Raw genomic sequence first — 25178 nt, 5'->3', positions numbered from 1 at the left:
CGTATTTTGAACCGAAATCTGACCTTCAGGCATCACCCGCGCGATTGCCCAAAAATCCCGTCACAATCTCGCGAAAGCGCGCTGGCTGTTCGAGATTGGCGCAATGCCCCGCATCATCCATCTCTACCAGCGTAAAATTATCCCGGGCCAGAAGCTGCGGCAGGGTCGGTGCCAGTGCCCGGTTAACCGCCACATCGCGCGCCGCCTTTATCATCAGCATCGGGCCATCAAAATCCAGCCCGTTCGCTGTGAGGTCATAATGGGCCAGGTGCCGCGCTGTGCGCATCACCGCATCCGGGTCGAGAACCCGCAGCATTGATGAAACCACCGCCCGCGCCTTCGGATCCGGCGATGTCATCCACCCGCCGATCATGGCCAGAAACCGCCGGTCAACAAACCGGTAGCTGCCCATTACCATTCCCATGCCCGAAAGCAGCGCGCCCGGCACCTGCAACCGATAGGCAGTGCCATAGCTGAGAAACCGGCCCAGCCGCGCCCGGTCTGTTCCCATCAGCGACAGCGCAATGATCCCGCCCAGCGAATTGCCCACCCAGTCCGTGGCTTCAATGTTTTCTGCATCCAGAATAGCGATCAGGTCGGCTCCAAGGCTGGCAATCGCAAAATCCGCATCATGCCGCACGCCCGTCACAATGGATTGGCCGTGCCCACGCAAGTCCGGCACAATCACCCGAAACCCGCGCGCCGCAAAAAAAGCCGCATCCTCGGCAAATTGCATGCCGTTCGCCGCCAGTCCATGGCACAGCACCAGCGGTCGTCCATCCTCTGGCCCGCTCACCCGATAGGCAAGCGCACAACCCGCCCGCTCGACATGGCGGGTTGGCGTTTGCAAGGGGCTTGCGGCCTCAGATGTGCTCATGCCGCATCCCTTCTCAAGCGTTGCCGATCAGAATACCGGCTGCAAACACCAGCGAGCCCCCGAGCACCACTTGCATCACAGCCCGCCAGAACGGCGTCGACATGTATTTCGACTGGATGAAGGCGATGGCCCACAATTCCACCAGCACCACAATAATCGCGATCACTGTCGCGCTGACAAAGTCGGTAATCAGATAGGGCAGGGTGTGCCCAAGTCCGCCAATCGCGGTCATGATCCCGGCGGCAAAGCCACGCTTTATGGGCGAACCGCGCCCGGTCAGCTTGCCATCGTCAGAGGCCGCCTCCGTAAAGCCCATGGAAATGCCCGCACCCACCGATGCGGCCAGCCCCACCAGAAAGGTCTGCCAGGTGCTGCCCGTTGCAAAAGCCGCCGCAAAAACCGGGGCAAGGGTCGAAACCGAGCCATCCATCAGGCCGGCCAGTCCCGGCTGCACATAGGTCAACACAAATTGCCGGTGCGATTGCTCTTCTTCTTCTGTTTTTGCTGCATCACCCAGATGTTCGGCTTCCAGCGAGTCTGCGGTCTCCTTGTGCTGGCGTTCCTGCATCGCTAGGTCACCAAGCAGCTGGCGCACTTCCACATCTTCGGTTTGCTTGCCCGCCTCGACATAAAACCGGTAAGCCCCTTCCTCCATCTCCCACACCTGCTGGCGAATGGTTTCAATGGACAGGTTCTGCATCAGCCATACTGGCTTGCGCGACATGAAACCGCGCACATGCTCGCGCCGGATCGGAATAAGCTTGTCGCCAAACCGGGCGCGGTAAAGCGCCAGCAATTGCTTGCGGTGTTCGTCCTCTTCCGCCGCCATGCCCTCGAACACCTTGGCAGAGGCCGGATAGGTTTCACGAATCTTGTCCGCATAGGCGGCGTAAATGCGCCCGTCCTCTTCCTCGGCGGCCACCGCCAGCGACAGGATTTCCTGCGCATTGAGCGAGGCAAAATCGCGCTTGTTGGGCTCAAGCAATCGGGCAAACATGGCAAGCCTCTCGATTTAGTTTAGAATAGTTCTAATAACTCTCAAGTGCATGAAAACCAGAAAACCACACGCTTGGCAACCATACTATAGTGAAGCGGACGGTGTCCGTGTTGACGTCGATCAATCCTTGGTGCCAGCCATCATGGCGCCGCCAGCCTCGGCTTTTATCCAGTCGAAAAACAACCGCACCTTGCGCGAGCGGCTCTTGTTCTGGTCTGTCACCAGCCAGTAGCTGAACGGGCTGGGCTCCTCGTAAGTAAAAGGCTTCACCAGCCGCCCCAGCGCCAGCGCATCGCAGGCCATCATGTCAAGGCTCAGCAGTACACCCAGCCCGGCCAGTGCCGCATCAAAGGCAACAGCGGGGTCGCTATAGGATGGTCCTTTGAGGGTCAGGTCCGCAACGCCCGCGCCGCGCAGCCAGTCGGCCCATACCAGCATGCCTTTGGGGTCGGCAATAATGGGGACATGCGCCAGATCGGCGGGTGATTTCAATTGGTGGGCTAGACCAGGCGTACAGACCGGCCAATAGCTTTGCCCGCCCAGCAGGTCGCTGCGCACCTCCGGCCAGTCCCCCGTGCCAAACCTAATCCCGCAGTCAATGTCAGGCCGCGCCAGGTCCAGCATCTTGCCCGTGGTAACAATCCGCACCTCAATATCAGGCGCCACTTCGGCAAACCGGCTGAGCCGCCACACCAGCCAGGACGAGGCAAACACATTGCCCGCGGTCAGCGTCAACACATTGTCCTCAACCGCGCGCAAGGTGTCACTCGCATCGGCCAATGCCTGAAACCCGGCCCGCAATTGCGGCTGCACCGCCAAAAGCGCATCGGTCGGCAACAGCCCGGAAGAGGTGCGCGTGAACAATTGCACACCCAGCCGTTCCTCTGCCCGCCTTATATGCTGGCTCACCGCACCGGGCGTCACCCCCAGCTCTTCCGCTGCCGGGCCCAGCGCATGACTGCGCGCCACAATTTCAATGGCACGCAAGGCGTTCAGCGGTATCGCAAAGGAAGTTGTCATATAGAAAAACTAAACACACTGAAAATTCATGTCCATTGAAAATCGCTTGCAACAGGTAAAAAGTCATCAGCGCCACCATGAAAGCGAGAAAAATGATGAACATTATCTATAGGATACTCAAAAGGGTTCTATCTGTTCCACCCAAAAAACATCCCAAACGGCTGGACAGCCTATCCTTGCGCGAATGGGCCGATCTGCCCCCCTTTCACCCGCATTCAGGCAATGGCAGCAATTCAGCGGGTCAGTGCCCGGGCAATGGGCCGCGACCATAAGCGCGCTGGTAGAATCTGTTCCGCCTTGCTAGCGTTCCCCTCGTTCATTTCTTTTGGGGAGCCCGACAGACTGTAAAGCTGCCGTCGCATTTTTTAATGTCGCATAGCGTTCAGGGGCAGCCGCCCCAGTTTTTGCCTAAGATCATCACCACATTTCAGGAAGGTTACGGTCTCAGTGACTTTCTCCGCGACAGCGCTGCGGGCTTGACCGTCGCCATCGTCGCTCTGCCGCTGGCGCTGGCCATTGCCATCGCCTCCGGTGTGGATCCAGCCGCAGGCCTGACCACTGTCATTATCGCTGGTATTCTGATTTCAGCCCTCGGTGGCTCCCGCACACAGATCGGTGGCCCCACCGCCGCTTTCATCGTTGTGGTCTATGGCGTTGTCCGTGATTTTGGTGCTGATGGCCTGATCACCGCCACTTTCCTCGCAGGCATCATTCTGTGCATTGCCGCGCTGCTCCGCGTCGGCAGCCTGATCCGCTATGTGCCCGAGCCGGTCATTCGCGGGTTCACGATCGGCATCGGCATTGTCATTGTCGCCAGCCAGATCAAGGATGTTTTCGGGCTGACGGGGGCGGAAATCCCCGCCGATTTTCTCGAAAAAATGTCCGCTCTCTGGTCGATCCGCGACAGCTTCAATCTGTCGTCGCTGCTCGTCGCTGCGCTGACCCTTGCCATCATTATCGGCTTTCGCCGCTTCGCGCCCAAATTCCCCGGCATGGCTGTAGCGGTCATTGCCGGTTCGCTTGCTGTGGGGTCGTTGCAGCTCGATGTTGCCACCATCGGCTCGCGTTTCGGCGCACTGCCCAATGCGCTCCCCGCCCCGCATCTGCCCAATCTCGCGATTGAAAGAATCATCGAGCTTTTGCCCTCCGCCCTGATCATTGCCTTCCTCGCCGGCATCGAATCCCTGCTCTCCGCCATGGTCTCCGACAAGATGAGTGGTGGCCACCATCGCTCCAACACCGAGGTGCTGGCCCAGGGTTTCGCCAATCTGGGTTCGGCCCTGTTCGGCGGCTTGCCTGCTACCGGCGCAATTGCGCGCACTGCCACCAATATTCGCGCCGGCGGAAAAACGCCGGTCGCCGGCATCATGCATGCCCTGATTGTGCTGGTGTTCATGCTGGTCGCCGCCCCGCTGGTCGGCTATCTCGCTTTGCCCGCGCTCGCTGCCGTGTTGTTGCTGACGGCCTGGAACATGAGCGAGCCGGATCGGCTGAAAGCCGATTTCAGCGGCCGCCGCGACGATGTGATTGTCATTCTGTTGACCCTCGGCCTGACCGTGCTGGTCGATCTGACCCTGGCCATCACCCTTGGCACCATCGCCGCACTCCTGTTCCGCTTCCGGCGCCGCAATGTGCCCCCGCCAGACTGGCAGACACCCGAAACCTGATCCTATTCACACAAGCGATAGGTGCAGCTTTCCCCGTGACATCCGAGATCAAGATGCAAATGATCCGCGTGCAGCGCATTCGCTTCCGGTCCCAATACGGTGGTGAAATGCCCGCACGCGGCGTCATGCGCCAGGCGCATTGTGCGTGCCGCCGGGCTTTTGCCGGCCCAGTCGTCCGGCAGGCCGATTTCGGTGCCATCGGTCAGCACAAACCCGGTCACGTCCAGCGCATTGCCAAACCCGTGTTCTGAAATATCAGCATCCGCCACCCGGTTGCGCCCGCGGCACATATAGCTGGTGCCCGTCTTCACCTCGGCAAGACCCGCATTGAACATCGCCGCGGTATAGGCATCGACCCGTTCCAGCCAGCGCGCCAGTTCTCCCGCCATCTGGCAATTCACAATCGCCGTTTGCGAAAATTGCACCGCACGGGCCCCGATGGTCACGCCGCTCACCGCATAGGGCGAGCGCAAACCACATGCCTCATCCCGGATAACCGGCACAGCCTCGGCGATGACCCGTCCTTGCAACACCGCCGGGCAGGCCGTGCGGTAAATCCTGTCAGGTGCCGTCCTCGACGCTTCGCTGCGCGGCAAAACCGGTTCTGGTTCGGGTATCACATCTGTTTCAGGATAGGGCCGGGGCAGGGGAGGCGTCTCCGCCGCGGGTGCTGCAGGTGTCAGGGCGAGCATTGTCAGCAGGGTCAGAGCCATTATTTTCATGCAGATGTAACGCCTTTGCATAAGCAAACGTTCCCCTCGCTTGAAATCACCTTTGCCTAAGGCCAATAAACTGCTAAATGCCGCGCACCATGACGACACCATTAAAAAATATTCGCAACTTTTCCATTGTCGCCCATATCGACCATGGCAAATCCACGCTCGCCGACCGCCTCATCCAGATGACCGGCGGCCTGGATACGCGTGAAATGAAGGCCCAGGTGCTCGATTCCATGGATATCGAGCGCGAGCGCGGCATTACCATCAAGGCGCAGACCGTGCGACTTGAATACAAGGCCGCCGATGGTGAGCATTATGTGCTCAATCTCATCGACACCCCGGGCCACGTCGATTTCGCCTACGAGGTCAACCGCTCGCTCGCCGCATGCGAAGGCTCGCTGCTGGTTGTTGATGCGGCTCAGGGCGTTGAGGCCCAGACCCTTGCCAATGTTTATCAGGCCATCGAGGTCGACCACGAAATCGTCACCGTGATCAACAAGATCGATTTGCCCGCCGCCGAGCCGGAGCGCATCCGCGCTCAGGTGGAAGAGGTGATCGGTCTCGATGCGTCAAATGCCGTTATGATTTCGGCCAAAACCGGGCTCGGCATGGAAGAAGTGCTCGAAGCGATCGTCACCCAGCTGCCGCCCCCAAAGGGCGACATCGATGCGCCGCTCAAGGCCATGCTCGTCGATTCCTGGTATGATGCCTATCTCGGCGTTGTCGTGCTGGTCCGGGTGATCGATGGCAAGATCAAGAAGGGCCAGAAGGTCCGCATGATGGCAACCGGTGCCGCCTATGAGCTTGACCGGGTGGGCGTCTTCACCCCCAAACTGGTCCAGACCGGCGAAATGGGGCCGGGCGAGATCGGCTTTATCACCGCCTCGATCAAGGAAGTGGCCGATACCAATGTCGGTGACACCATTACCGATGACCGCAATCCCTGCGCCGAAGCGCTGACCGGCTTCCGTCCGGCCCAGCCCGTGGTGTTTTGCGGCCTGTTCCCGGTCGATGCCAATGATTTCGAGGATTTGCGCGCCGCCATGGGCCGTCTGCGCCTCAACGACGCCAGCTTCTCCTTCGAAATGGAAACGTCCGCCGCCCTCGGCTTTGGTTTCCGCTGCGGCTTTCTGGGCCTGCTGCATCTCGAAATCATTCAGGAACGGCTGAGCCGCGAATTCGATCTCGATCTGATCGCCACCGCGCCTTCGGTTGTCTATGAAATGCTGATGACCGACGGCAGCACTCTCTCGCTCCACAATCCCGCGGACATGCCCGATGTCGTCAAGATCGAGGAAATCCGTGAGCCCTGGATCAAGGCGACCATCCTCACCCCCGACGATCATCTCGGCGCCATCCTGAAACTGTGTCAGGATCGGCGCGGCATTCAGCGCAACCTGACCTATGTCGGCAATCGCGCCATGCTCGAATATGATCTGCCGCTCAACGAGGTGGTGTTTGATTTCTATGACCGGCTAAAATCCATCTCCAAGGGTTATGCCAGTTTCGATTATGCACTGGATGATTATCGTGCCGGCGATCTGGTCAAGCTTTCGGTCCTGGTCAATGCCGAACCGGTTGATGCGCTCTCCATGCTCGTCCACCGTTCTGTGGCCGAAAGCCGTGGCCGGGTCATGTGCGAAAAGCTCAAGGATCTGATCCCGCAGCACCTGTTCAAGATCCCGATTCAGGCAGCCATCGGCGGCCGGGTCGTGGCCCGCGAAACCATCTCGGCATTGCGTAAGGACGTGACGGCCAAATGCTATGGCGGCGACGCCACCCGCAAGCGCAAGCTGCTGGAAAAGCAAAAGGCCGGTAAAAAGAAAATGCGGCAATTCGGCAAGGTCGAAATCCCGCAGGAAGCTTTCATCAAGGCCCTGAAAATGGGTGAGTAAGGCGGCGCAGACAGCGGTAATGCTGTTAACCCTTTGCTAACCCCAAACAATGTTTCTGCCGCGAGTGTCACGATTGCCGGGTTTTTAAACACCGGCTTAAAACAGGTTTGCCTAACATATCCCGGGACGCACAACACTGGGGTGAATTGGGGTAGGCAAGTGAGACTTGCGCGGCATTTCCGACTTTCTTTACGGCGCGTTTTCCTGCGCCCGGCCAATATTCCGGCCGTGATCGCCTTGTGCGTCGTCGTGTCTGCCGCCATCTTTGCCGAACGGCAAAATTACGACGTCTTTTTGCACGATCAACGCACCGAAGTGCTCAACGAACTCAGCCTGATCCGTTCGCGCCTTGAGGGCAATATCAATGCCGACATGCAATTGGTGCGCGGCCTCGTCAGTGTCATTTCCACTGAGCCGGATATGGACCAGACGCGTTTCAGCAGCCTGGCGGCCAGTCTCTTCGTCACCCAGCATGAATTGATCAACGTGGCCGCAGCACCGGATCTGGTCGTGTCATTGATCCATCCCCTCAAGGGCAATCAGCAGGCGCTGGGGCTCGATTACAACCAGAATGCCGCCCAGCGCGATGCAGCGCTCAAGGCCCGCGACACGCGGCAGCTGGTGCTTGCAGGGCCGGTTGACCTCGTTCAGGGAGGAACAGGTTTTATTGGCCGTTTCCCCGTTTTCCTCGATCGTCCCGACGGCGGAACGCGGTTCTGGGGCATGGTGTCGACGGTCATCGATGCCGAGAAGCTTTTCGTGGCCAGCGGGCTTGGCGCGGATACCCCGCTTGATATCGCCATAACCGGCAAGGATGCCAGCGGGCCCGACGGGCCGCAATTCTATGGCAGTGACACAATCCTTCAGAACAACCCGGTCACCGCTATTGTGACCTTGCCAAGCGGCTCCTGGCAGCTTTCAGCTATTCCTGAAGGCGGCTGGTCAGCAACCCCTGACAATCTGTGGATCATTCGCGGTTTCTCTTTGTTGGCCGGCCTCCTTGTGGTCGTGCCCATCCTGGCGGCGGGCTGGCTCATCGGTGAGCGTTACGGCTATTTGCGTAAACTCCAGGCGTCACGCAATGAATTGCAGCGTCTCTCGCAGCGTCTCGAACTGGCGCTCCGGACATCCGAAATTGGCGTCTGGGAAAACGATCTGACCCGGGAAAAACTGTACTGGGATGCGCGTATGCGCGTGCTCTATGATGCCCCGGCGACAGAGCCGGTCACCCTCAAGGACTGGAGCCGGCGCCTGCACCCGGAGGATTTCGAACGCGCCACCGAGGAATTCCGCATCGCGGTCGAGACCGGCGAACAATACCATTCAGTGTTTCGTATCGTCCTTGATAACGGCGAAATCCGGACGGTGCGGGCAATGGGCGCTGTCTATGAAGATGAGCAGGGTAAAAAGCGCATTATCGGCGTCAATTGGGATATATCCCGGGACGTTAAGCGCAACGCCCAACTCCAGCACGAACGCGCCGTGTCGGAGGCCCGCAATACCGAACTGGAATCAACCCGCGCCCGTCTTGAATATAATGCATTGCATGATTCACTGACCGGCCTGCCCAACCGCCGCTATCTCGACGAGTTGCTGGCAGGGCGCAGCGATCTGGAATTTGCCCCCGATACATCGATGGGCCTGCTGCACATCGATCTCGACCGGTTCAAGCAGATCAATGACACGCTCGGCCACGCGGCGGGCGACGCCATGCTGGTCCACACCGCCAATGTTTTGCTGCAGAACGTGCGCAACACGGATTTCGTTGCCCGAATTGGTGGCGATGAATTTGTCGTTGTCAGCCTGTCCGAAACCAACGAGCAGCACTTGGGCGATCTGGCAAACCGGATTGTCGAGCAGATGCGTCTGCCCGTGGTCTATCAGGGGCGTGAATGCCGTTTTGGGGTCAGCGTCGGTATCGCCTGCCACACAGGCGGCAACCCTCAGGACCTCTTGATCAATGCCGATATCGCGCTTTACCGCGCCAAGAAGGAAGGCCGTAACGGCTACCGCTTTTTCTCAAAAAGCCTGCACAGTGCCGCCATCAACGCCAAGCGTATTGCCGATGAAATCCTGATCGGGATCGAGCAAAACCAGTTCGTCGCCCATTACCAGGGCCAGTTCGATTCCGCCACATGCACGGTTACAGGCGTTGAGGCTTTGGCGCGCTGGCAGCACCCTGAAAAAGGATTGCTGACCCCGGATGTCTTCATCAATATCGCCGAGGATCTCAATGTCATGGCCGAGATTGACCGCATGGTACTCGAGCATTCATTGGCGCAGATGAAAAAATGGCAGCGCGCCGGCACACCGGTGCCGCGTGTCGCGGTCAATGTTTCGGCCCGCCGCTTGCGCGATGAAAACCTTGTGGCGAGCCTGTCAAAGCTGAAAATAAAGCCGGGCACGGTGGCCTTCGAACTGGTGGAATCCATCTTCCTTGACGACAACGATGATCTGGTGACCTGGAATATCGACCGCATAAAGGATCTTGGCATCGACATCGAAATCGACGATTTCGGCACCGGATATGCCTCCATTGTCAGCCTGATGCAATTGCGTCCCAAGCGCCTCAAGATTGATCGCCAGCTGGTTTTCCCGGCCAACGAATCCGCCAATCAACGCGAACTGGTGCGCTCAATCGTGACCATTGGCACCTCGCTTGGCATCGAGACAGTCGCCGAGGGTATCGAGACCATGGACCATGCACGCATCATGCATGACCTGGGGTGCACAACCCTTCAGGGCTATGCCTTGGCACGGCCCATGAGCGGTCGCGATTTTACCCGTTTCATGCGTGAGAATAACGGCCGCGCCGCCAGCGCTGCCTGATCTCAGCCAGTAAAGGCTTCCATATCCGGCAAGATTTGTTAGTGTCTCGGTTCTGGTCCAGTATTCAGCAAGAGGCAGTCACCAAATGCATAAATTCAAAATCGTAGAGCGCAAGAACGACCAGTTCGGCGTGCAGTTTGTTTATAATTCAGAAGTCATGGTCTGGTCGGAAAGCTACAAGGGCAAGGCCAGCGCCACCAATTGCATTGAATCCATCAAGAAGAACGCACCCGGTGCAGCTGTTGTTGACTTGACCAAGGACGAAGAAGGCAAAGGCTACCGTTTTGAAATTGTCGGCTCGAAAGACGGCCAGTTCTATGTCCGCTTCGTCGCCTCCAATGGCGAGCCCATGGTCATCTCGGAAACCTACAAGGCCAAGGCGAGCGCCCAGAATTGCATCGATTCGGTCAAAAAGAACGGCCCCGGCGCCCCCACCGAAGACCTGACAAAATAATCAGCGCCTTTCCGCCACAAAGCCCGGCAGGTCGGCGAGGGATTTGCCCTCGCCATGCGGGCTGACACCAAGCCGGTCGAGCGCATTGCCCGCCCGGTTGACCCAAAAGCTTTGATAGCCGAACCAGGTCGCCCCGCACACGTCCCATCCATTCGATGAAACAAAAACGATTTCCCGCGCATCGCATCCAAAGGCGTCCGGTCCCATCTGGTAAGCCTCTGGCGCTGTCTTGAATGTCTTGACCGCATCGACACTCAGAATATGGTCGAATATTCCCCTCATCCCCGCAGCGGTAACAGCGCTCTCAATCATGGCCGGCGTCCCGTTGGAGAGAATGGCCAGTTTCAGGCCGTCAGCCTTTAGCCCTTTCAACACCTCAAGATTTTCTGGAAACGCGGTCAGCGCTGCATATTGGTCCATTAGTGCCTGACGGTGACGAGGCGTCAGCGACAGGCCAAGCTTGTCGGCCGCAAAGTCCAGTGCGTCCCCGGTCAAGGCCCAGAAATCACGATAGCGGCCGCACAATGCCCTGATGCGGCTGTAGTCAATCTGCGCCACCCGCCAGGTCTCTGCCAGCACAGCGCCTTGGCCGGAAAAGAACTGCTCGGCAAGCGCGCCCACCGCATAGACATCAAACAGGGTTCCATAAGCGTCAAACGCAATCCCGCGCACCTTGGCCATTGTCATTGTCCCTCGCCATCAAAACACCAGTCTAGGCTGTCGGGGAGCGTGCGCAAATAACTTCTCTGCCCCACTGGACCGGACCGGCCACAACTGGGTAATCTCGCCGCCAAAGCCGGTGGTTATCCCGGCGATCGCTGAAACTGGGGAAATCTCATGCATAAAGTTCTCAATCTGGCTGCTGCCGGTCTGCTCGCATTCGGCCTGGCGGGTACAGCTATTGCCAATGATCTGCCCGATCTTGATGGCCGCACCATCGTTGCCGTTACCGAAAACGCCTATACCCCGCTCAATTTCGCCGATCCTGCAACCGGGGAGGGCATTGGCTGGGAATATGACGCGATGAATGAAATCGCCAAGCGCCTCAACGCCAAGGTCGACTGGCAGATTACCGCCTGGGATACGATGATCCAGGCCGTGCGCGATGGTCAGTTCGATGTCGGCATGGATGGCATCACCATCACTGACGAGCGCAAGGGTCAGGTCGATTTCTCCGACCCTTATATGGTCTCCGAGCAGTTCATGCTGGTGCGTGCTGATGAAAGCCGCATCAAAGGGCCGGACGCCTTCGCCGCCGATGAAAATCTGCTGATCGGGGCACAGCCCGGCACCACCAATTTCTATGTCGCCGTTTACGAAGTGCTTGATGGTGATGAGGCAACGCCGCGCATCAAATTGTTCGATACATTCGGCGCGTCGGTGCAGGCGCTCAAATCGGGCGATGTCGATATGGTCCTGATGGATAAGACGGCGGCCGATGGTTATATCGGTGCCAATCCCGGTGCCTTCAAGCTGGTGGGCGATGCTCTGGGCAGCGAGGAATTCGGTTTCATTCTCACCCCAGGTTCAGATCTGACCGCGCCCATCAACGCAGCCCTCGCCGAGATGAAGGCAGATGGTACAGTTGAAGCCCTGAACCGCAAATGGTTCTACGAATATAGCGCCGGACAGTAATTGAAACGTCCGGGCGCAGCGCTGCGCCCGGACACATCCGTTTATGGCAGATCCACACAGCCCCTACCGCCCCAAGCCACCCCGCCGGCAATTGCCATGGTGGCTTTTGGCCATGGCCCTTTTGGGCATTATTGTCCTTTGGGTGTTTCTCGCAGGCAATGATTACCGCCTCATTCTGCGGGCGCTGACCAATGGCATATTCACCACGCTCTATGTCACGGCGCTGGCCTTTGTGTTTGCGTCACTCGCCGGGCTTGGCATGGCCGTCATGCGCACCTGCAATAATCGCTGGCTGCGCGAACTCGCCACTTTCTATATCGAACTTGTGCGCGGCATCCCCATCCTCGTCATGCTGTTCTATATCGCCTTTGTCGGCGCGCCCTTTCTGGTCGATGCCTGGAACTGGCTGGTGCACCCGCTCACCGAGGCGGGGCTTCTCGGTCCGCTCACCGTGCGCCAGTTCGATTTCACATGGCGCGCCATTTTTGCCCTCACTATCGCCTATTCCGCCTTTCTGGCCGAAATCTTCCGCGCCGGCATCGAGGCGGTCGACAAGGGGCAGGTTGAAGCAGCTCGTGCCCTCGGTCTTGGCCGTTGGCACACTTTCCGCCATGTGGTGGCCCCTCAGGCCGCCCGTACCATTCTGCCGCCCTATGGCAATGATTTCGTCTCGATGATCAAGGATTCAGCCCTCGTTTCCGCGCTCGGCGTGCAGGACATCACCCAGCTCGGCAAAGTCTATTCCGCCAGCACGTTCAAGTTTTTTGAAACCTATAATGTCGTTGCATTCCTTTATCTGGTGATGACCATCACGCTGTCCCTCGGTGTGCGCTGGCTGGAGCATCACCTCAAGCGTTCAGCCCGGGACAGGTAATGGCAGGCCCACGGGGCGTGCCCTGCCGGTTGGTGCCGTGTCTTGCGGGCAAGCCGCGAACAGTTTAAAAGCCTTCGCCATCAGTCATTCCGCCGCCATCATGTTGCCTGCGGCCCAATCGTATGGATTTGTCTCTTGTTTGATCGCTTCCTTGCTGCGAGCACCGAAGGCTTTGCAGTGCCTTCTGCCACCCAGTTCCGCATTGATATCCTCTCCGGTCTCACCGTGGCGCTGGCACTGGTGCCCGAGGCTGTGGCCTTCGCCTTTGTCGCCGGCGTGCATCCGCTCGTCGGCCTATATGCGGCCTTCACAATCGGTTTGATAACAGCGCTTATCGGTGGCCGCCCGGGCATGATTTCCGGGGCAACCGGCGCGCTTGCCGTGGTCATTGTCTCGCTCGTCACCCAGTATGGCGTCGAATATCTGTTCGCGACCGTTGTCCTGATGGGGCTCATTCAGGTTGTGGTCGGGGCCATGCAATGGGGCAAGTTCATCCGCCTTGTGCCGCATCCGGTCATGCTCGGCTTCGTCAATGGCCTGGCCATCGTCATTTTCCTCGCCCAGCTCGGCCAGTTCAAAATTCAAAGCGCCGGCGTCGTTACCGCCGGTCCCGGCAGCGCCCATGGCGTTGGCGGCGGCGAATGGATGACCGGCATGCCGCTCTATTTGATGCTCGGCCTCACCGTTTTGACCATGGCCATCATCCAGTTTGCGCCCAAAATGATCACCCGCATTGTCCCCGCACCCCTGCTTGGCATTCTCGTGATCTCGATTATCGCCATCGGCTTTAATCTCGATGTGCGCACGGTTGGCGATCTGGCCTCCATTGAAGGCGGTCTGCCGCCCTTCCACATCCCCATGGTGCCCCTCACTTGGGAAACCCTGCAGATCATCGGACCCTATGCCGTTATTCTTGCCGCCATCGGCCTGATTGAATCGCTGCTGACCCTTAATCTCGTCTCCGAAATGACAGATACGCGCGGTGGCGCATCAAAGGAATGCGTGGCGCAAGGCGTGGCCAATGTCGTCACCGGTTTCTTCGGCGGCATGGGCGGCTGCGCCATGATCGGCCAGTCAATGATCAATGTGAAATCAGGCGGGCGCACCCGCTGGGCCGCCATCAGCGCATCGCTGTTCTTGCTCAGCTTCATCCTCTTCGCCTCCGGCCTGATCGAGCAGATTCCATTGGCCGCTTTGGTCGGCGTCATGTTCATGGTCGTCATCGGCACCTTTGCCTGGCGCTCAATCCGCATCATGGCCCGCGTGCCGCGTTCCGATGCGCTGGTCATCATCCTTGTGACCATCGTTACCGTCATGACCGATCTGGCCACCGCCGTGGTCGCCGGCGTCATCATCTCGGCCCTGGTTTACGCCTGGAACGCCTCCACCCGCATGCGTGCGACAACCGTCAACGAACCAACCGACAAGGACGTGAAAGTATACCGCGTCTCCGGCCCGCTGTTTTTTGGTTCGGTTGCCAGCTTCAACGAGCTGTTCGACCCCAAAAATGACCCGGCAACCGTCATCATCGATTTCATGGAATCGCGTGTTGTCGATCATTCCGGCCTGCAGGCCATTGATGCGCTGGCGGCCAAATACCAGGCCAATGGCACAACCTTGAAACTGCGCCACTTGTCCAAGGATTGTAAGGAACTGTTGACCAAGGCCGGTCAGCTCGTTGAGCCCAATCCCGATGACCCCAGCTATGGTGTCGCCGTCGATTATGACCTGCAGCACGGGCGTCTCAGCACCGGGCACTAAATGGCTGTTGTGCGCTCGCAGCAGGGGCTAGAATAGGGCATGGACAAGCCAAAGCTCACCATAACCTATTGCACCCAGTGCAACTGGCTCCTGCGCTCAGCCTGGATGGCGCAGGAGCTGTTGACCACTTTTTCGCTCGAACTGGGCGCAGTCACTCTCGTGCCCGGCACCGGGGGGATTTTCGAAATCCATATCGGCGACCATCTGGTCTGGGAGCGCAAGCGCGATGGCGGCTTTCCGGATGTGAAAGCCTTAAAACAACTGGTGCGCGATCATATTGATCCTGATCGCGACCTCGGTCATCTTGATCGTTGAGCGCCATCTTTTCCTCCCCAAACTCCCAACTCGATACGTGCCAAGGCTTGCAGCCTGTTGTGGCAATGCCCACATAGTGCGGGGCAGTTATTCCCAAAGGGAGACTATGAATGTCGAAGAAACTGGCGCGCCTTGCCACGGCGCTTGCTTTCGCCACCCTGTTTGCCATCCTGCTGGGTCTGGTCCCCGCACGCGCCGAAGAGATCGGCCGGGTCGGGGTCGATTGGGTCGGCAATGATATTGTTGTCGATGCGGTTGACGACCCGAAGGTTGATGGCGTCACCTGCCACATCGCCTATTTCGATCGCTCGATCATTGATCGCCTCCAGCAAGGCAACTGGTTCGAGGACCCCTCCAATTCCTCGCTCGATTGCGTTCAGACCGGCCCGATTGCCATTGGCGATATCGCACTGGACAAGGACGGTGAAGAAGTCTTCAAGGAACGCCGCTCGGTGATCTTGAAAACCCTCGTCATCAACCGTGTTTATGACAAGGAAAATGACGCGCTGGTCTATCTGGCCCATGCACGCGAACTCAATCAGGGCTCGGCCAAAATGTCGATCGCCGTCGTGCCGCTGGCCGGCCGTGAGGTCGATTGGCTCAACGGGGCCCCCGCCCAGCGCGTTCAGCCGGTCAAATAAGCGGCATTTATCTGCTTTTTCATCCACGGCGCAAAACGGGGAATGGCTTGTTGCGCCGCGGGTATAAAACGTAAAACCATTCCGCATGGCATGGCTGCATTCCGCAGCGCCTAAGCCAATATTCTAGTAACAGATGACGCGCCATTCCGGCGCCACGCATGGAGGACCATATGGCCATTCTTATCGGCGACACCGCCCCAGATTTCACGTCAGATTCGACTGAAGGCACCATCAATTTCCATGATTATATTGACGGCAGCTGGGCGGTCCTGTTCTCGCACCCCAAAAATTACACCCCCGTTTGCACCACCGAGCTGGGCTACACAGCCAAGCTGAAGCCCGAGTTTGAAAAACGTGGCGTCAAGGTTCTTGGCCTCTCGGTCGACAAGCTTGAGGATCATGCCGGTTGGGGCAAGGACATTGAAGAGACGCAAGGTTCCGCGCTCAACTTCCCGCTTCTGGCTGATCCCGAAGGCAAGGTGGCGCGTCTTTATGACATGATCCACCCCAATGCCGACAACACGCTGACCGTGCGCTCGGTCTTCGTCATCGGGCCGGACAAGAAGGTCAAGCTCAAGATCGAATATCCCGCCTCCACAGGCCGTAATTTTGATGAGGTTCTGCGCGTTATCGACAGCCTGCAGCTGACGGCCAAGCATCAGGTCGCAACCCCGGTCAACTGGAAGAATGGCGAAGACGTCATCATCGTCCCCGCCGTCTCCAACGAAGATGCCAAGACCAAATTCCCCAATGGCTGGAAAGAGGTCAAACCCTATCTGCGTATTGTTGCCCAGCCGAAGTCATAAGGGCCGGACAGCATTGCAAATCAAAAAGGCGGCCCCGGTGGCCGCCTTTTCTTCTTCCGGTTCAGCCGCTTTTGGCCAGGCGGCGTTGCTCGGCATCAAAGGTTGCGCGCAAGTCACGTTCTTCAAGCCGCCGCCGGTCTTCCAGCAGTTCAATCTTTAATTGCGCATTGGAGATTTCGCCCTTGATGGCCAGCCGTTGCGCGTCCGTCAGCCCCGGGGTGGTTATGCGTTCCAGCGCCGTGTCCATCTGTCCTCTGGCAACCGTGATCTCTTGTCCGGTCTTTTGCACGATCCGCGCCTTGTCATAGATCCGGTTGAAGCTGATCCCGATATCGCCGGTGCACGAATTGTAGTTCGGCCGTCCGGCCAGCCCTTCGCTCTCCGCCTTGTCAATCCGGCAATAGTTTTGCAGCCCCTCCTCGCGCCCCGCCGCATAAACGGTGCGGTCCACAGAAATGCCGTGCTTGGCGCAGGCGGTCATGTGTTCATCGATATAGGAAAGCGGATATCCCTTGCTGCCATCGGCCATGCCAAGGCTGCGCCAGTCGCCGGCCTCGCATTCGGCTTTGTTCAGCGTCGCGCAACCCGCCAGAAAGCCACAAAAAACCAGTGTCGCCAGACCCAGAAAAATTCTTTGCATGACATTGTCCCCTTGGGAGAATATCCGCACATCTTGCAGACAGTTTTACCCCGCGCAAGTCCCATTGCAATTGTACAAAGGGTCTAAAGGTCGAGCGTTTCGCGCACACGGCGCGGCAGTTTGCCTACAATAATCCGGTGCGCTTCAATGATATAGGCGGCAATGTCATCTTCGCTGAGCGCTGAGTCCGGTGCCACCTGCACCCATTTGGCACGTGCCAGATATTTGGCCTTTTCCACGCCCATGAGTTCGGGCAGCAGTTGAAAGCTCATATCCGAGCATTTGAAGCTGATCTGAAACCGGTCGTCCCGGTTCCAGACCGACAGAATGGCAAAAATCTTGCCGCCGACCTTGCCAACGGATGCATCGCCCCATTGGTGCACGATTTCAACCGCGGGCAGGCCGGCAATAAAGGTCTCAAATTCGGCCCGTTCGAACAGGCTCACTGTTCGGCGGCGGGGCTGGTAATGCCAATCGGGCAGGCAGCGCCAGTGCCCTGCAACCCGCAATATCCATTCGGGTTCTTCGCCAGATATTGCTGATGATAGGTTTCCGCAAAATAAAAGGGCGGCGCCTCGGCAATCTCGGTGGTGATCGTGCCCAGCCCCATGGTTTGCAACGCCTCGCCAAACGCATCCCGGCTTTTCAGCACCGCATCCATTTGCATCTCGGTTGTCGTATAAATCGCCGAACGGTATTGGGTGCCCCGGTCATTGCCCTGGCGCATCCCCTGGGTGGGGTCGTGCTCTTCCCAGAACGTCTTTAAAAGCGTCTCCAGCGAAATCTTCGAAGGCTCATAAACAACCATCACGGCTTCGGTATGCCCCGTGCGCCCCGAACAGACCTCGTCATAGGTTGGGTTGGAAGTGTGCCCGCCCTGATAGCCCACAGCGCTCACATAAACGCCCGGCAACTGCCAGAACAGCCGCTCCGCGCCCCAGAAACAACCCATGCCAAAATAGATCACCTCCGCACCCGCCGGATAGGGGCCTTCAAGCGCCGCGCCATTGACGAAATGCGGTTCGGTCACCGGCATCGTCTGTGTGCGCCCTTTAAGGGCCTCGCTGGCGGTGGGAATACGCGTGGGCTTGTTGAAAAACATCTTTGCCTCCAGTTGTCAGGGCACATAAGCAGATCCTAGCGCATTTGCCGCGCCAGTATCAGCACGAGCGTGCTGAGCAGAAATAAAACAGCGGCGACCATCAGCAGGGCAATCCAGGCGGGCCAACCGAGAACCGATACGATGACCGGGTCCCAAAGGGCGGGCAAAATGCGTCTTTGCACAATGGCTTGTGTCAGGTTCAGGCTGGCAACATCGAACTGAAACCACACCCGCCCCAATGCCTGCTGCGCCAAGCCGCCTCCGGCTGCCTGCACGGCGATAAACCCGGAAAAGGCTGCAATGCCAGCCAAAGCCAGCACCAGCGCCAGCAAACGGCCTAAAAGTCTCACCACCCGCACCAGTACCATGGCCATCGCCTTTACTTTGGCAGCGATGCCCCGGCCTCAATAGGTCGCGACATAACGCTTTTTTACACCCGGCCGTCCGATCAGCAACAGCAAGAGCCCGGCAATGCCGAAAATCGCCCAGCTCGGCGCGTTCGACATGAACGTAAAAACACCACTGGACGCCGTGCCAGGCAGCAAATCTGCCAGAGCCTGATTGGTCGCAAGCCAGCTTGCAGCGTGCAAACTGCTCCAGTTCTCTGCAAGCGAGGTCATGGTCAGTGCATTTGCCGCCAATGTCTTGGCGCCATCGATAATCAAAAGCACCAGCGCCAATCCAATAAACCAGGTTCCGGTAACGCGTAAAATGAACTTCATATTAGGCCCTTGTGCAAGGCTACACCTGTCTCAAAAAACAAATACCGGGCCTTGAAAAACAGACGGCCCGCATAGGAGGGGCTTTTTGCCATTCTTCATCCTGACATACAAGGTAGTGCGAATATAATCCGCTTCAACACTGGCCACGCCAAAGTGATCGCCGGCGGCTCTTTGCAAGACCCTGCTTGATATAACGCACCCAGGGGGTGCTGGTTCCCGTCCTGATCGGTCGGAACTGTCGATTTTGGCAATGAAAACCACTCAATATGCACTCAGGGCTTGCAGTCTCGCCCAGTAGCGGGTAACTCCGTCCCGCGCAGAGCAAACCTCTGCGCCGCAACACACCGCGCCCGGCATCGGGTTCCAGGGTTTGTTGTTTGCGGAGAGGTGGCCGAGTGGTCGAAGGCGCACGCCTGGAAAGTGTGTAGGCGGGGAACCGTCTCCAGGGTTCGAATCCCTGTCTCTCCGCCATATTTTCTTTGCATCACCCACAATATTGATTGGCGCCCGCACCAGATGCCGGTCGTGTCTCCGTCGCCGTATTCCCGCTTGGGACATGTTGCCGCTGCACTTTTTTCGATCCGAACCTTGAAGTTTCATAAACCCGGGTTAGGGTTGGCACGCTTTATTTGAGTTCGAATTTGAACTGAATTTTTTTATGCAGATATTGGATATTTTATGCGCGCCTTGGTCTCGGTACTTCTCTGCCTTTTTCTCGCTGCCTGCTTTCCCACCAAAGTTTCCCCTTTCAGCGACGCCGAGCCGGTATTCCCGATCCCGGACAATGCCGTGCTTTTTCTCGAACAGAAAATCGAGCCGGGGCCAAATTTTAATCCGGTAACCATGGTGGGCGCGGCCTTTAATGACGGCGTGCGGTTCGTGCGGGATGGTGCGACTTATCGCGTCGAGGGTCTGGCTGAATCAGCAAGCCTGCCAAAAGACGCAGCGACCATGAGGATCCGGTTTTTCAGCCTGCCCTCACATGATGATTACTATCTCGCAGAACTGTCAAATCAGCCGGCAAATCAACCGGTCACCTACCTCACCGTGATGGCCGGAATAGCCGGTGAAACCGTGCGCATTTATCTCCTCAACCCGGCAAATCTGCCGCCGGAACTCCTCGAGGAATTTAAATCTTTCAGCGCCGGTACTGCAGCACCGGACCAGCTGAAACAACAGATTGTCGCGATCTCATCAAGGCTGTTTGATCTGCCCGATTTTCGCGATCCGGCCAGCAATTTCGAGATTGAAATTCTCGACCCCCGGAATGACGCCAAACAGATCGATGTGCTGCGCACTGCCGCCGGCAAGAACGCGCAACAGCAACAACAGGCAAACGCAGCCCGCCTGAACAAGCAAAAGGCCAAGGCATTGCTGAATGCCGCCAAGGACAAATATTCGGCGTCCGATTACGCCGGGGCCATCGCCGATTACACAGCCGGTTTAAAGCTGGACCCGGATAACAAGGATATCCTTGTCGGGCGTGCACGCGCCTATGAGCGCACCGATCAGCATGAGCTGGCCTATAAGGATTACGACCAGCTGAATGCCCTGTTCCCGGACGACCCCGAATATCTCTATGAAAAAGGCTTCCGGCAGTTTCTCGAAAAGGACTATCTGGACGCCATCGAGACATTGACCGGGGTCGTCAATCATCCCAACGCGTCTTTTCGCGCCCTCCGCGCCCAGAGTTATCGCGCACAATCCCTTGCCGGCCTGAAGCGGTTTGATGAGGCGTTTGCCGATTTTGCCTCGATACTCAAACGGTTCCCCAATGACTTCGATGTGCTGCAAAACATGAGTGAAACCTACGAAAAAATGGGCGATCCCGACAATGCAATTGCCTATCTCGGCAAAGCGATCGACGATGGTGTCGGTGCAGAAGACTACGAGATAACGATAGCGTTGAGGGAACGTGCGCGCCTGTTGCGTGGCGCGGGACGTCATGATGAGGCAGTCGCGGATTTCAGCGCGGTGATCAAAAGGAGCGAGCCGGGCACGAACCTGACGTCCTATGGCAATCGCGGCAAAAGTTACATCGAGCTCGGCGAATTGCAGAAGGCCCTCGAGGATTTCACTTACGCTATTACCCATGCAGACAACAATTGGACCCGCAAGGACAGTTTGTGGAGCAGGGGCTATGCCTATATTCTTGCCGAAAATTACGAGGCCGCCATTAACGACTACAGCACCTATATCGCGCTGGATGACACCTCCGCCACAGCCTTCAACAACCGCGGCTACGCTTACAGAAAGCTGGGCAAGAACAGTCTGGCAGACGCCGATTTTGCCCGGGCTGAGGCACTGAAGAAATAGCTGCTCTGGCAGAACATGCGCGCTACACAGCACGCAGGTAACCGGGTGGCTTTGTGAAAAAAGGGTGCCGTGAGCTCAAAGCCTTTGAGTTGCGGCCCCCGCTGGAAGCGCATGTGTCGTTGATGCCGACGAGCTTTCAAGCCAGTTTTCATTGAGAATGGCATTTACCCGTCCATCCCGCGCAGGGCAGGCGCCGCGGACCTCACTTGACACGCGCGGTTTTGAAAAACATAAGCGTATTTATTGGATCCAAAAAATAACAGAAAATCGTCATGACCAAGTCGCCTCCAGCCGCGCCTAACCAAATCGTTGCCCTGTTGCGGCAACGCATTCTCTCGGGCGTATATCCGGATGGTGCGGCATTGCGGCAGGAGCCGCTTGCGGCGGAGCTTGGTTGTAGCCGTATTCCTGTGCGCGAGGCCTTGCGCCAGCTTGAGGCCGAGGGGCTGGTGGTCACCATTCCCCGGCGCGGTGCCATGGTGGCGGAAATGCCGGTCGACCGCATTCGCGAGAGTTTTGAGCTGCGCTCGGTGATCGAGCCGTGGCTGTTGACCGCCGCCATTCCCTTTATGGGGGAAGCTGATTTTGCCGCCGCTGCCAGCGTTATCGAAGAGATGAACACAACGAGCATTGATGGCTGGGGTGAGGCAAACTGGCGTTTTCACAAGGCGCTCTATATGCCGTCTGGCAAAGCCTCAACCATTGAAATGCTTGAGAAAATTCACGAAGGAAATGATCGCTACCTGCGCGTTCATCTGCGCCTGACAGCCGGGCAGGACAAGGCGCGGGCCGAGCATCAATTACTGTTGTCCCTGTGCAAGGCAAAAGACATCCAGCGCGCCAGCGCCTTGCTGACGGGCCACATTCTCGATGTTGCCGACAAGCTGGCAGAGAGCGTTGCTGTGGCCCGTGATCTGCAGGGCGATATCTCCAACCTGCACCCCGCTCTTCGCGCCCGCACGCGCTAGATTTTCAGCGCGCCCCAGGCTTTACGGGTGCCTTCGCGGGCGCGCCGCGCGGCCCGCTTTCGGCGTTCCGCAACAGCCCTCGGCCCGCCATCCATAGTCATCAAAACGTCAATCTCTGCAAAAATTCGCTAGACTCGCATCCGCTTATTTGAAAAAATGGATACAGTTTTTGCGATTCTGCATCTTACGAGGTTGAAGAAATGGACTTTACCGGGCTTTTCCCCGCTGCCACCACCAAGCTGACAGAAACAGGCGCGCTCGATCTGGCCGCCTGCAGCGCGTCCTACGAGCGCATGATCGAGGCCGGTGTTTCCGCGATCATCGTGCTGCCCATGCTCGGCGAAAATCCCTGCATGAGCTTGGAAGAAAAGGAAAAAGTGGTTCGCAACGCGATTGAAACCGCCAATGGCCGCGTGCCGGTATTGTCGGGTCTGGCCGAGGTCACCATTGACGACGCAACAGCCGCCGCCAAGCGCTACCAAAGCTGGGGCGCTGCTGGATTGATGGCTTTCCCCTCAACTGGATACAAAACCGACCGCCGCGAAACCGAAACATGGTATCGCAAGCTGGGTGCTGCCACCGATCTGCCGATCATGATTTACAACAACCCCATCGCCTACAAGGTCGACGTCACCCCCGAAATGATGGCGTCCCTGGCCGATGTCGACACACTTGTCGCTTTCAAGGAAGAAACCGGCGATATCCGCCGCGTAACTGACATCTACAATACCGTTGGCAACCGCTACAAAGTCTTCTGCGGCGTTGACGATCTCATTCTCGAAAGCGTGGCGCTTGGCGTCGATGGCTGGGTATCGGGCATGACCAATGCCTTCCCCAATGAATGTGTCAAATTGCTCAACCTGCTCAACGCCGGCAAATTCGCTGAGGCGCTGGTGCTTTATCGCCTGCTGACACCCGCCTTCCACCTCGATACCGATGTGAAGCTGGTGCAATACATCAAGCTGGCCGAACACATTGTCAGTGGCGCGCCGGAATGGGTGCGTTCCCCGCGCCTGCCGCTTGAAGGCGAAGAGCGCGCGCATGTTTCAAAGGTCATCAACGACACCCTCGTCGCTCTCAAAGCGCTCTAGGCCGGTCCGGCATTAGAGGAAGCGAACAAGGGGAGAGTATGTTGATGAGATTCCAGACTATGTGCGAGGCCCTCAATCGAGGGGTTTCTACCGCAGTTGCCATTTTTCTGGGCCTGGCAACTGCGGCGGTGTTGATACAGATCGGGGTGCGTTTTGTTCTGCCCCCGCTCGGCATCATCATCTCGGCACCATGGACAGAAGAAAGCGCCCGCTTTCTGATGACATGGTCCGTCTTTCTGGGGTCAGCGGTCCTTTGCCGGCATGGCAAATTGATTGCGATCACCATCCTCCCGGATATCCTCCCCGCGCGTACCGGCCAGGCAATTGTCCTGGCCGGTACGGCCCTCACGGCAACATTCTTTGCCATCCTGCTGCTGCTCGGCACCAATTGGGCCATCGCCTCCATGGGCGAGACGGCCACTGTCCTGCGCATCCCCATGGGGCTGGTTTATGCCGCCATGCCGGTCGGTGCCGCGCTTTCCCTTCTCAATCTCTGCCTCTTCGCCCGCGATGTCTTCAGCGCGCAACACGGCATCTCTTCCCTTCAAACCGGCACAGAGGGGAACAGCTGATGGCCATCACATTCATCCCCTTGCTCCTTGCCATTCTTCTGGCCATTGGCGTGCCGGTGGCCGCCACACTGGGCCTGATTTCCTTTTTCGGCCTGTGGCAGCGCGGCCTGCCATCCGTCTCCGCCATCCAGTCCATGTTCGCCAGCCTCGACAGCTTCTCGCTCATGGCCGTCCCGTTTTACATTCTGGCCGGCAACATCATGCAGGCCGGGGGCATCTCCACCCGTCTGGTGCGGCTGGCCAATGCGCTGGTCGGCTGGCTGCGCGGTGGCCTGGGTTCCGCCGCCGTCCTCACCAGCATGATTTTTGCCTGCATTTCCGGCTCCTCATCCGCCACCACCGCGGCAGTGGGCGCCACCACCATCCCCGCCATGGCCAAAAAGGGCTATCCAAAGCCCTTCGCCGCCTCCCTTGTCGCCGCCTCGGGCGAGCTGGGTGCCATCATCCCGCCCTCCCTGCCGATGATCATTTACGGGCTGGTCACCAATGTCTCCATCGGCTCTTTGTTCATCGCCGGCATCATCCCCGGGGTCATGATCGGTTCTTCCCTGATCCTTCTTGTGCTCGTCTGGGCGGCAGTTGCCGGCTTTGACAAAACCGAGGCGGTCAGCCCCCGCCAGTGGATTGCCGGTGTATTTTCCGCCCTGTGGGATTCGCTTTTGGCGCTCTTCATGCCGGTGCTCATTCTCGGCGGCATCTATTCGGGCATTTTCACCCCCACCGAGGCTTCAGTGGTCGCCGTGGGCTACGGGCTGATTGTCAGCCTCTTCGTTTATCGCGAAGTCAGCCTGCCCGAAATGGGTCAGGTATTCGTGCGCTCGGCGCTCACCTCGGCGGGCATCCTGCTCATCGTCGCGGTCGCGGCAGCCTTTGGCTTCGTGCTCACCATCAACCGCATACCGCAACAAGTGGGCTTGTGGATTTCCATGATCGCCCAGGACCCGATCACCTTCCTGATCCTGGTCAACATCTTGTTGCTGGTTGTCGGCATGTTCCTCGAAACCCTGGCCGCCATTGTCATTCTGGGGCCAATCCTTGTGCCGGTCGCCGCCTCGTTTGGCATCGATCCCGTCCATTTCGGCATCATCATGATCGCCAATCTGGCCATCGGCATGCTCACCCCGCCCATCGGGGTCAACCTGTTCATCGCCAGCGAAGTGGCTGGGCTGAAGGTTGAGCAGATGATCCGTTCACTGCTCGTCTTCATCGCTGTGCTCATCGTCAATCTGGCGCTGATTTCCTACCTGCCCATCCTCTCAACTGCACTGCTGTAACCA

At 58.1% G+C, this 25178-nt stretch carries 25 protein-coding genes and 1 tRNA gene; 16 read left to right on the top strand and 10 right to left on the bottom strand.

Annotated elements, in window-relative coordinates:
• Nucleotides 1–25: 25 nt before the first annotated feature.
• The 3 genes from L1P08_RS09650 to L1P08_RS09640 all read right to left on the bottom strand — a co-directional run bounded on the left by L1P08_RS09650 (nt 26) and on the right by L1P08_RS09640 (nt 2894).
• Nucleotides 26–877 (bottom strand): alpha/beta fold hydrolase, encoded by an 852-nt coding sequence (locus L1P08_RS09650; RefSeq protein ID WP_303616812.1) that lies wholly within the window; start codon nt 875–877, stop codon nt 26–28.
• 13 nt (nt 878–890) lie between these two features.
• Nucleotides 891–1874, bottom strand: a complete 984-nt coding sequence (mbfA, locus tag L1P08_RS09645) for an iron exporter MbfA (RefSeq protein WP_303616811.1) — start codon at nt 1872–1874, stop codon at nt 891–893.
• A gap of 120 nt (nt 1875–1994) precedes the next feature.
• The gene (locus L1P08_RS09640) at nt 1995–2894 is read right to left on the bottom strand and encodes a LysR substrate-binding domain-containing protein (protein WP_303616810.1); all 900 of its coding nucleotides are present in this window, start codon (nt 2892–2894) and stop codon (nt 1995–1997) included.
• Nucleotides 2895–3262: 368 nt separating this feature from the next.
• Between L1P08_RS09640 and L1P08_RS09635 the strand changes: the two genes are divergently transcribed.
• Nucleotides 3263–4561, top strand: coding sequence for a SulP family inorganic anion transporter (locus tag L1P08_RS09635; RefSeq protein ID WP_303616809.1), 1299 nt, complete (start codon nt 3263–3265; stop codon nt 4559–4561).
• 2 nt (nt 4562–4563) lie between these two features.
• Here L1P08_RS09635 and L1P08_RS09630 read toward each other — a convergent pair whose 3' ends face one another.
• The gene (locus L1P08_RS09630) at nt 4564–5283 is read right to left on the bottom strand and encodes an extensin-like domain-containing protein (RefSeq protein WP_303616808.1); all 720 of its coding nucleotides are present in this window, start codon (nt 5281–5283) and stop codon (nt 4564–4566) included.
• Nucleotides 5284–5372: 89 nt separating this feature from the next.
• Here L1P08_RS09630 and lepA point away from each other — a divergent pair, with 89 nt between their 5' ends.
• From lepA to L1P08_RS16415, 3 genes are all read left to right on the top strand, one after another.
• On the top strand, nt 5373–7175 hold the full coding sequence (gene lepA, locus L1P08_RS09625; RefSeq protein ID WP_303616807.1) for a translation elongation factor 4: 1803 nt from the start codon (nt 5373–5375) through the stop codon (nt 7173–7175).
• Nucleotides 7176–7334: 159 nt separating this feature from the next.
• Complete coding sequence (locus tag L1P08_RS09620) at nt 7335–10004, top strand: bifunctional diguanylate cyclase/phosphodiesterase (protein ID WP_303616806.1); 2670 nt, start codon at nt 7335–7337, stop codon at nt 10002–10004.
• Between the two features lie 85 nt (nt 10005–10089).
• Nucleotides 10090–10458 carry a YegP family protein gene (locus tag L1P08_RS16415; protein WP_438268399.1) on the top strand — a complete coding sequence of 123 codons (369 nt, stop codon included), beginning with the start codon at nt 10090–10092 and terminating at the stop codon, nt 10456–10458.
• On the opposite strand, the gene L1P08_RS09605 is transcribed toward L1P08_RS16415, so the two are convergent.
• Nucleotides 10459–11145 (bottom strand): haloacid dehalogenase type II, encoded by a 687-nt coding sequence (locus L1P08_RS09605; RefSeq protein ID WP_303616805.1) that lies wholly within the window; start codon nt 11143–11145, stop codon nt 10459–10461. It lies immediately after the preceding gene.
• Between the two features lie 150 nt (nt 11146–11295).
• On the opposite strand from L1P08_RS09605, the gene L1P08_RS09600 reads away from it, so the two are divergent.
• The 6 genes from L1P08_RS09600 (at nt 11296) to L1P08_RS09575 (ending at nt 16490) form a co-directional block, all read left to right on the top strand.
• Nucleotides 11296–12093: a transporter substrate-binding domain-containing protein gene (locus L1P08_RS09600; protein ID WP_303616804.1), complete on the top strand. Its 798-nt coding sequence runs from the start codon at nt 11296–11298 to the stop codon at nt 12091–12093.
• Nucleotides 12094–12136: 43 nt separating this feature from the next.
• The gene (locus L1P08_RS09595; protein ID WP_303616803.1) at nt 12137–12967 is read left to right on the top strand and encodes an amino acid ABC transporter permease; all 831 of its coding nucleotides are present in this window, start codon (nt 12137–12139) and stop codon (nt 12965–12967) included.
• A gap of 135 nt (nt 12968–13102) precedes the next feature.
• On the top strand, nt 13103–14728 hold the full coding sequence (locus L1P08_RS09590; RefSeq protein WP_438268398.1) for a SulP family inorganic anion transporter: 1626 nt from the start codon (nt 13103–13105) through the stop codon (nt 14726–14728).
• Nucleotides 14729–14767: 39 nt separating this feature from the next.
• The gene (locus L1P08_RS09585; protein WP_303616802.1) at nt 14768–15043 is read left to right on the top strand and encodes an Rdx family protein; all 276 of its coding nucleotides are present in this window, start codon (nt 14768–14770) and stop codon (nt 15041–15043) included.
• Nucleotides 15044–15153: 110 nt separating this feature from the next.
• The gene (locus L1P08_RS09580) at nt 15154–15684 is read left to right on the top strand and encodes a CreA family protein (protein ID WP_303616801.1); all 531 of its coding nucleotides are present in this window, start codon (nt 15154–15156) and stop codon (nt 15682–15684) included.
• A 170-nt stretch (nt 15685–15854) separates the two neighbouring features.
• Nucleotides 15855–16490: a peroxiredoxin gene (locus tag L1P08_RS09575; protein WP_303616800.1), complete on the top strand. Its 636-nt coding sequence runs from the start codon at nt 15855–15857 to the stop codon at nt 16488–16490.
• A gap of 61 nt (nt 16491–16551) precedes the next feature.
• Here the strand turns inward: L1P08_RS09575 and L1P08_RS09570 are convergent, their stop codons facing one another.
• The 5 genes from L1P08_RS09570 to L1P08_RS09550 form a co-directional block, all read right to left on the bottom strand.
• Nucleotides 16552–17130, bottom strand: coding sequence for a DUF2799 domain-containing protein (locus L1P08_RS09570; protein WP_303616799.1), 579 nt, complete (start codon nt 17128–17130; stop codon nt 16552–16554).
• An 83-nt stretch (nt 17131–17213) separates the two neighbouring features.
• Nucleotides 17214–17576 (bottom strand): MmcQ/YjbR family DNA-binding protein, encoded by a 363-nt coding sequence (locus L1P08_RS09565; RefSeq protein ID WP_303616798.1) that lies wholly within the window; start codon nt 17574–17576, stop codon nt 17214–17216.
• Entirely contained in the window at nt 17573–18232 is a 660-nt protein-coding gene (gene msrA, locus L1P08_RS09560; RefSeq protein ID WP_303616797.1) for a peptide-methionine (S)-S-oxide reductase MsrA, read from the bottom strand. The genes L1P08_RS09565 and msrA overlap by 4 nt, the downstream gene beginning before the upstream one ends.
• A 35-nt stretch (nt 18233–18267) precedes the next feature.
• Nucleotides 18268–18600: a hypothetical protein gene (locus L1P08_RS09555; RefSeq protein WP_303616796.1), complete on the bottom strand. Its 333-nt coding sequence runs from the start codon at nt 18598–18600 to the stop codon at nt 18268–18270.
• A 36-nt stretch (nt 18601–18636) separates the two neighbouring features.
• On the bottom strand, nt 18637–18954 hold the full coding sequence (locus L1P08_RS09550; protein WP_303616795.1) for a hypothetical protein: 318 nt from the start codon (nt 18952–18954) through the stop codon (nt 18637–18639).
• Between the two features lie 381 nt (nt 18955–19335).
• On the opposite strand from L1P08_RS09550, the gene L1P08_RS09545 reads away from it, so the two are divergent.
• The 6 genes from L1P08_RS09545 to L1P08_RS09520 all read left to right on the top strand — a co-directional run bounded on the left by L1P08_RS09545 (nt 19336) and on the right by L1P08_RS09520 (nt 25175).
• Nucleotides 19336–19425 (top strand) — tRNA-Ser (locus L1P08_RS09545).
• A gap of 207 nt (nt 19426–19632) precedes the next feature.
• Complete coding sequence (locus L1P08_RS09540) at nt 19633–21270, top strand: tetratricopeptide repeat protein (RefSeq protein ID WP_303616794.1); 1638 nt, start codon at nt 19633–19635, stop codon at nt 21268–21270.
• Between the two features lie 272 nt (nt 21271–21542).
• A complete protein-coding gene (locus L1P08_RS09535; RefSeq protein ID WP_303616793.1) occupies nt 21543–22238 on the top strand; it encodes a GntR family transcriptional regulator in 696 nt (231 codons plus the stop codon).
• Between the two features lie 200 nt (nt 22239–22438).
• Nucleotides 22439–23329, top strand: coding sequence for a dihydrodipicolinate synthase family protein (locus L1P08_RS09530; protein WP_303616792.1), 891 nt, complete (start codon nt 22439–22441; stop codon nt 23327–23329).
• 44 nt (nt 23330–23373) lie between these two features.
• Complete coding sequence (locus L1P08_RS09525) at nt 23374–23901, top strand: TRAP transporter small permease (protein ID WP_303616791.1); 528 nt, start codon at nt 23374–23376, stop codon at nt 23899–23901.
• The gene (locus L1P08_RS09520) at nt 23901–25175 is read left to right on the top strand and encodes a TRAP transporter large permease (protein WP_303616790.1); all 1275 of its coding nucleotides are present in this window, start codon (nt 23901–23903) and stop codon (nt 25173–25175) included. The genes L1P08_RS09525 and L1P08_RS09520 overlap by 1 nt, the downstream gene beginning before the upstream one ends.
• Nucleotides 25176–25178: the final 3 nt, after the last annotated feature.

The sequence above is a fragment of the Mariluticola halotolerans genome (assembly GCF_021611515.1).
In the GTDB taxonomy this organism is placed as follows: Bacteria; Pseudomonadota; Alphaproteobacteria; order Rhizobiales; family Devosiaceae; genus Mariluticola; species Mariluticola halotolerans.
The sequence above is the reverse complement of the archived record's forward strand: the minus strand, read 5'-3'. Positions and strand labels throughout refer to the sequence as shown.

What these genes read in the sequence shown, in the direction of transcription:
- L1P08_RS09605 (WP_303616805.1), bottom strand. Translation starts at nt 11,145, where the DNA reads ATGACAATGGCCAAGGTGCGCGGGATTGCGTTTGACGCTTATGGAACC.
- L1P08_RS09570 (WP_303616799.1), bottom strand. Translation starts at nt 17,130, where the DNA reads ATGCAAAGAATTTTTCTGGGTCTGGCGACACTGGTTTTTTGTGGCTTT.
- L1P08_RS09550 (WP_303616795.1), bottom strand. Translation starts at nt 18,954, where the DNA reads ATGAAGTTCATTTTACGCGTTACCGGAACCTGGTTTATTGGATTGGCG.
- L1P08_RS09600 (WP_303616804.1), top strand. Translation starts at nt 11,296, where the DNA reads ATGCATAAAGTTCTCAATCTGGCTGCTGCCGGTCTGCTCGCATTCGGC.
- L1P08_RS09640 (WP_303616810.1), bottom strand. Translation starts at nt 2,894, where the DNA reads ATGACAACTTCCTTTGCGATACCGCTGAACGCCTTGCGTGCCATTGAA.
- L1P08_RS09540 (WP_303616794.1), top strand. Translation starts at nt 19,633, where the DNA reads ATGCGCGCCTTGGTCTCGGTACTTCTCTGCCTTTTTCTCGCTGCCTGC.
- lepA (WP_303616807.1), top strand. Translation starts at nt 5,373, where the DNA reads ATGACGACACCATTAAAAAATATTCGCAACTTTTCCATTGTCGCCCAT.
- L1P08_RS09580 (WP_303616801.1), top strand. Translation starts at nt 15,154, where the DNA reads ATGTCGAAGAAACTGGCGCGCCTTGCCACGGCGCTTGCTTTCGCCACC.
- L1P08_RS09635 (WP_303616809.1), top strand. Translation starts at nt 3,263, where the DNA reads ATGTCGCATAGCGTTCAGGGGCAGCCGCCCCAGTTTTTGCCTAAGATC.
- L1P08_RS09575 (WP_303616800.1), top strand. Translation starts at nt 15,855, where the DNA reads ATGGCCATTCTTATCGGCGACACCGCCCCAGATTTCACGTCAGATTCG.
- L1P08_RS09595 (WP_303616803.1), top strand. Translation starts at nt 12,137, where the DNA reads ATGGCAGATCCACACAGCCCCTACCGCCCCAAGCCACCCCGCCGGCAA.
- L1P08_RS09525 (WP_303616791.1), top strand. Translation starts at nt 23,374, where the DNA reads ATGAGATTCCAGACTATGTGCGAGGCCCTCAATCGAGGGGTTTCTACC.
- L1P08_RS09650 (WP_303616812.1), bottom strand. Translation starts at nt 877, where the DNA reads ATGAGCACATCTGAGGCCGCAAGCCCCTTGCAAACGCCAACCCGCCAT.
- L1P08_RS09530 (WP_303616792.1), top strand. Translation starts at nt 22,439, where the DNA reads ATGGACTTTACCGGGCTTTTCCCCGCTGCCACCACCAAGCTGACAGAA.
- L1P08_RS09555 (WP_303616796.1), bottom strand. Translation starts at nt 18,600, where the DNA reads ATGGTACTGGTGCGGGTGGTGAGACTTTTAGGCCGTTTGCTGGCGCTG.
- L1P08_RS09585 (WP_303616802.1), top strand. Translation starts at nt 14,768, where the DNA reads ATGGACAAGCCAAAGCTCACCATAACCTATTGCACCCAGTGCAACTGG.
- L1P08_RS09630 (WP_303616808.1), bottom strand. Translation starts at nt 5,283, where the DNA reads ATGAAAATAATGGCTCTGACCCTGCTGACAATGCTCGCCCTGACACCT.
- msrA (WP_303616797.1), bottom strand. Translation starts at nt 18,232, where the DNA reads ATGTTTTTCAACAAGCCCACGCGTATTCCCACCGCCAGCGAGGCCCTT.
- mbfA (WP_303616811.1), bottom strand. Translation starts at nt 1,874, where the DNA reads ATGTTTGCCCGATTGCTTGAGCCCAACAAGCGCGATTTTGCCTCGCTC.
- L1P08_RS09535 (WP_303616793.1), top strand. Translation starts at nt 21,543, where the DNA reads ATGACCAAGTCGCCTCCAGCCGCGCCTAACCAAATCGTTGCCCTGTTG.
- L1P08_RS16415 (WP_438268399.1), top strand. Translation starts at nt 10,090, where the DNA reads ATGCATAAATTCAAAATCGTAGAGCGCAAGAACGACCAGTTCGGCGTG.
- L1P08_RS09520 (WP_303616790.1), top strand. Translation starts at nt 23,901, where the DNA reads ATGGCCATCACATTCATCCCCTTGCTCCTTGCCATTCTTCTGGCCATT.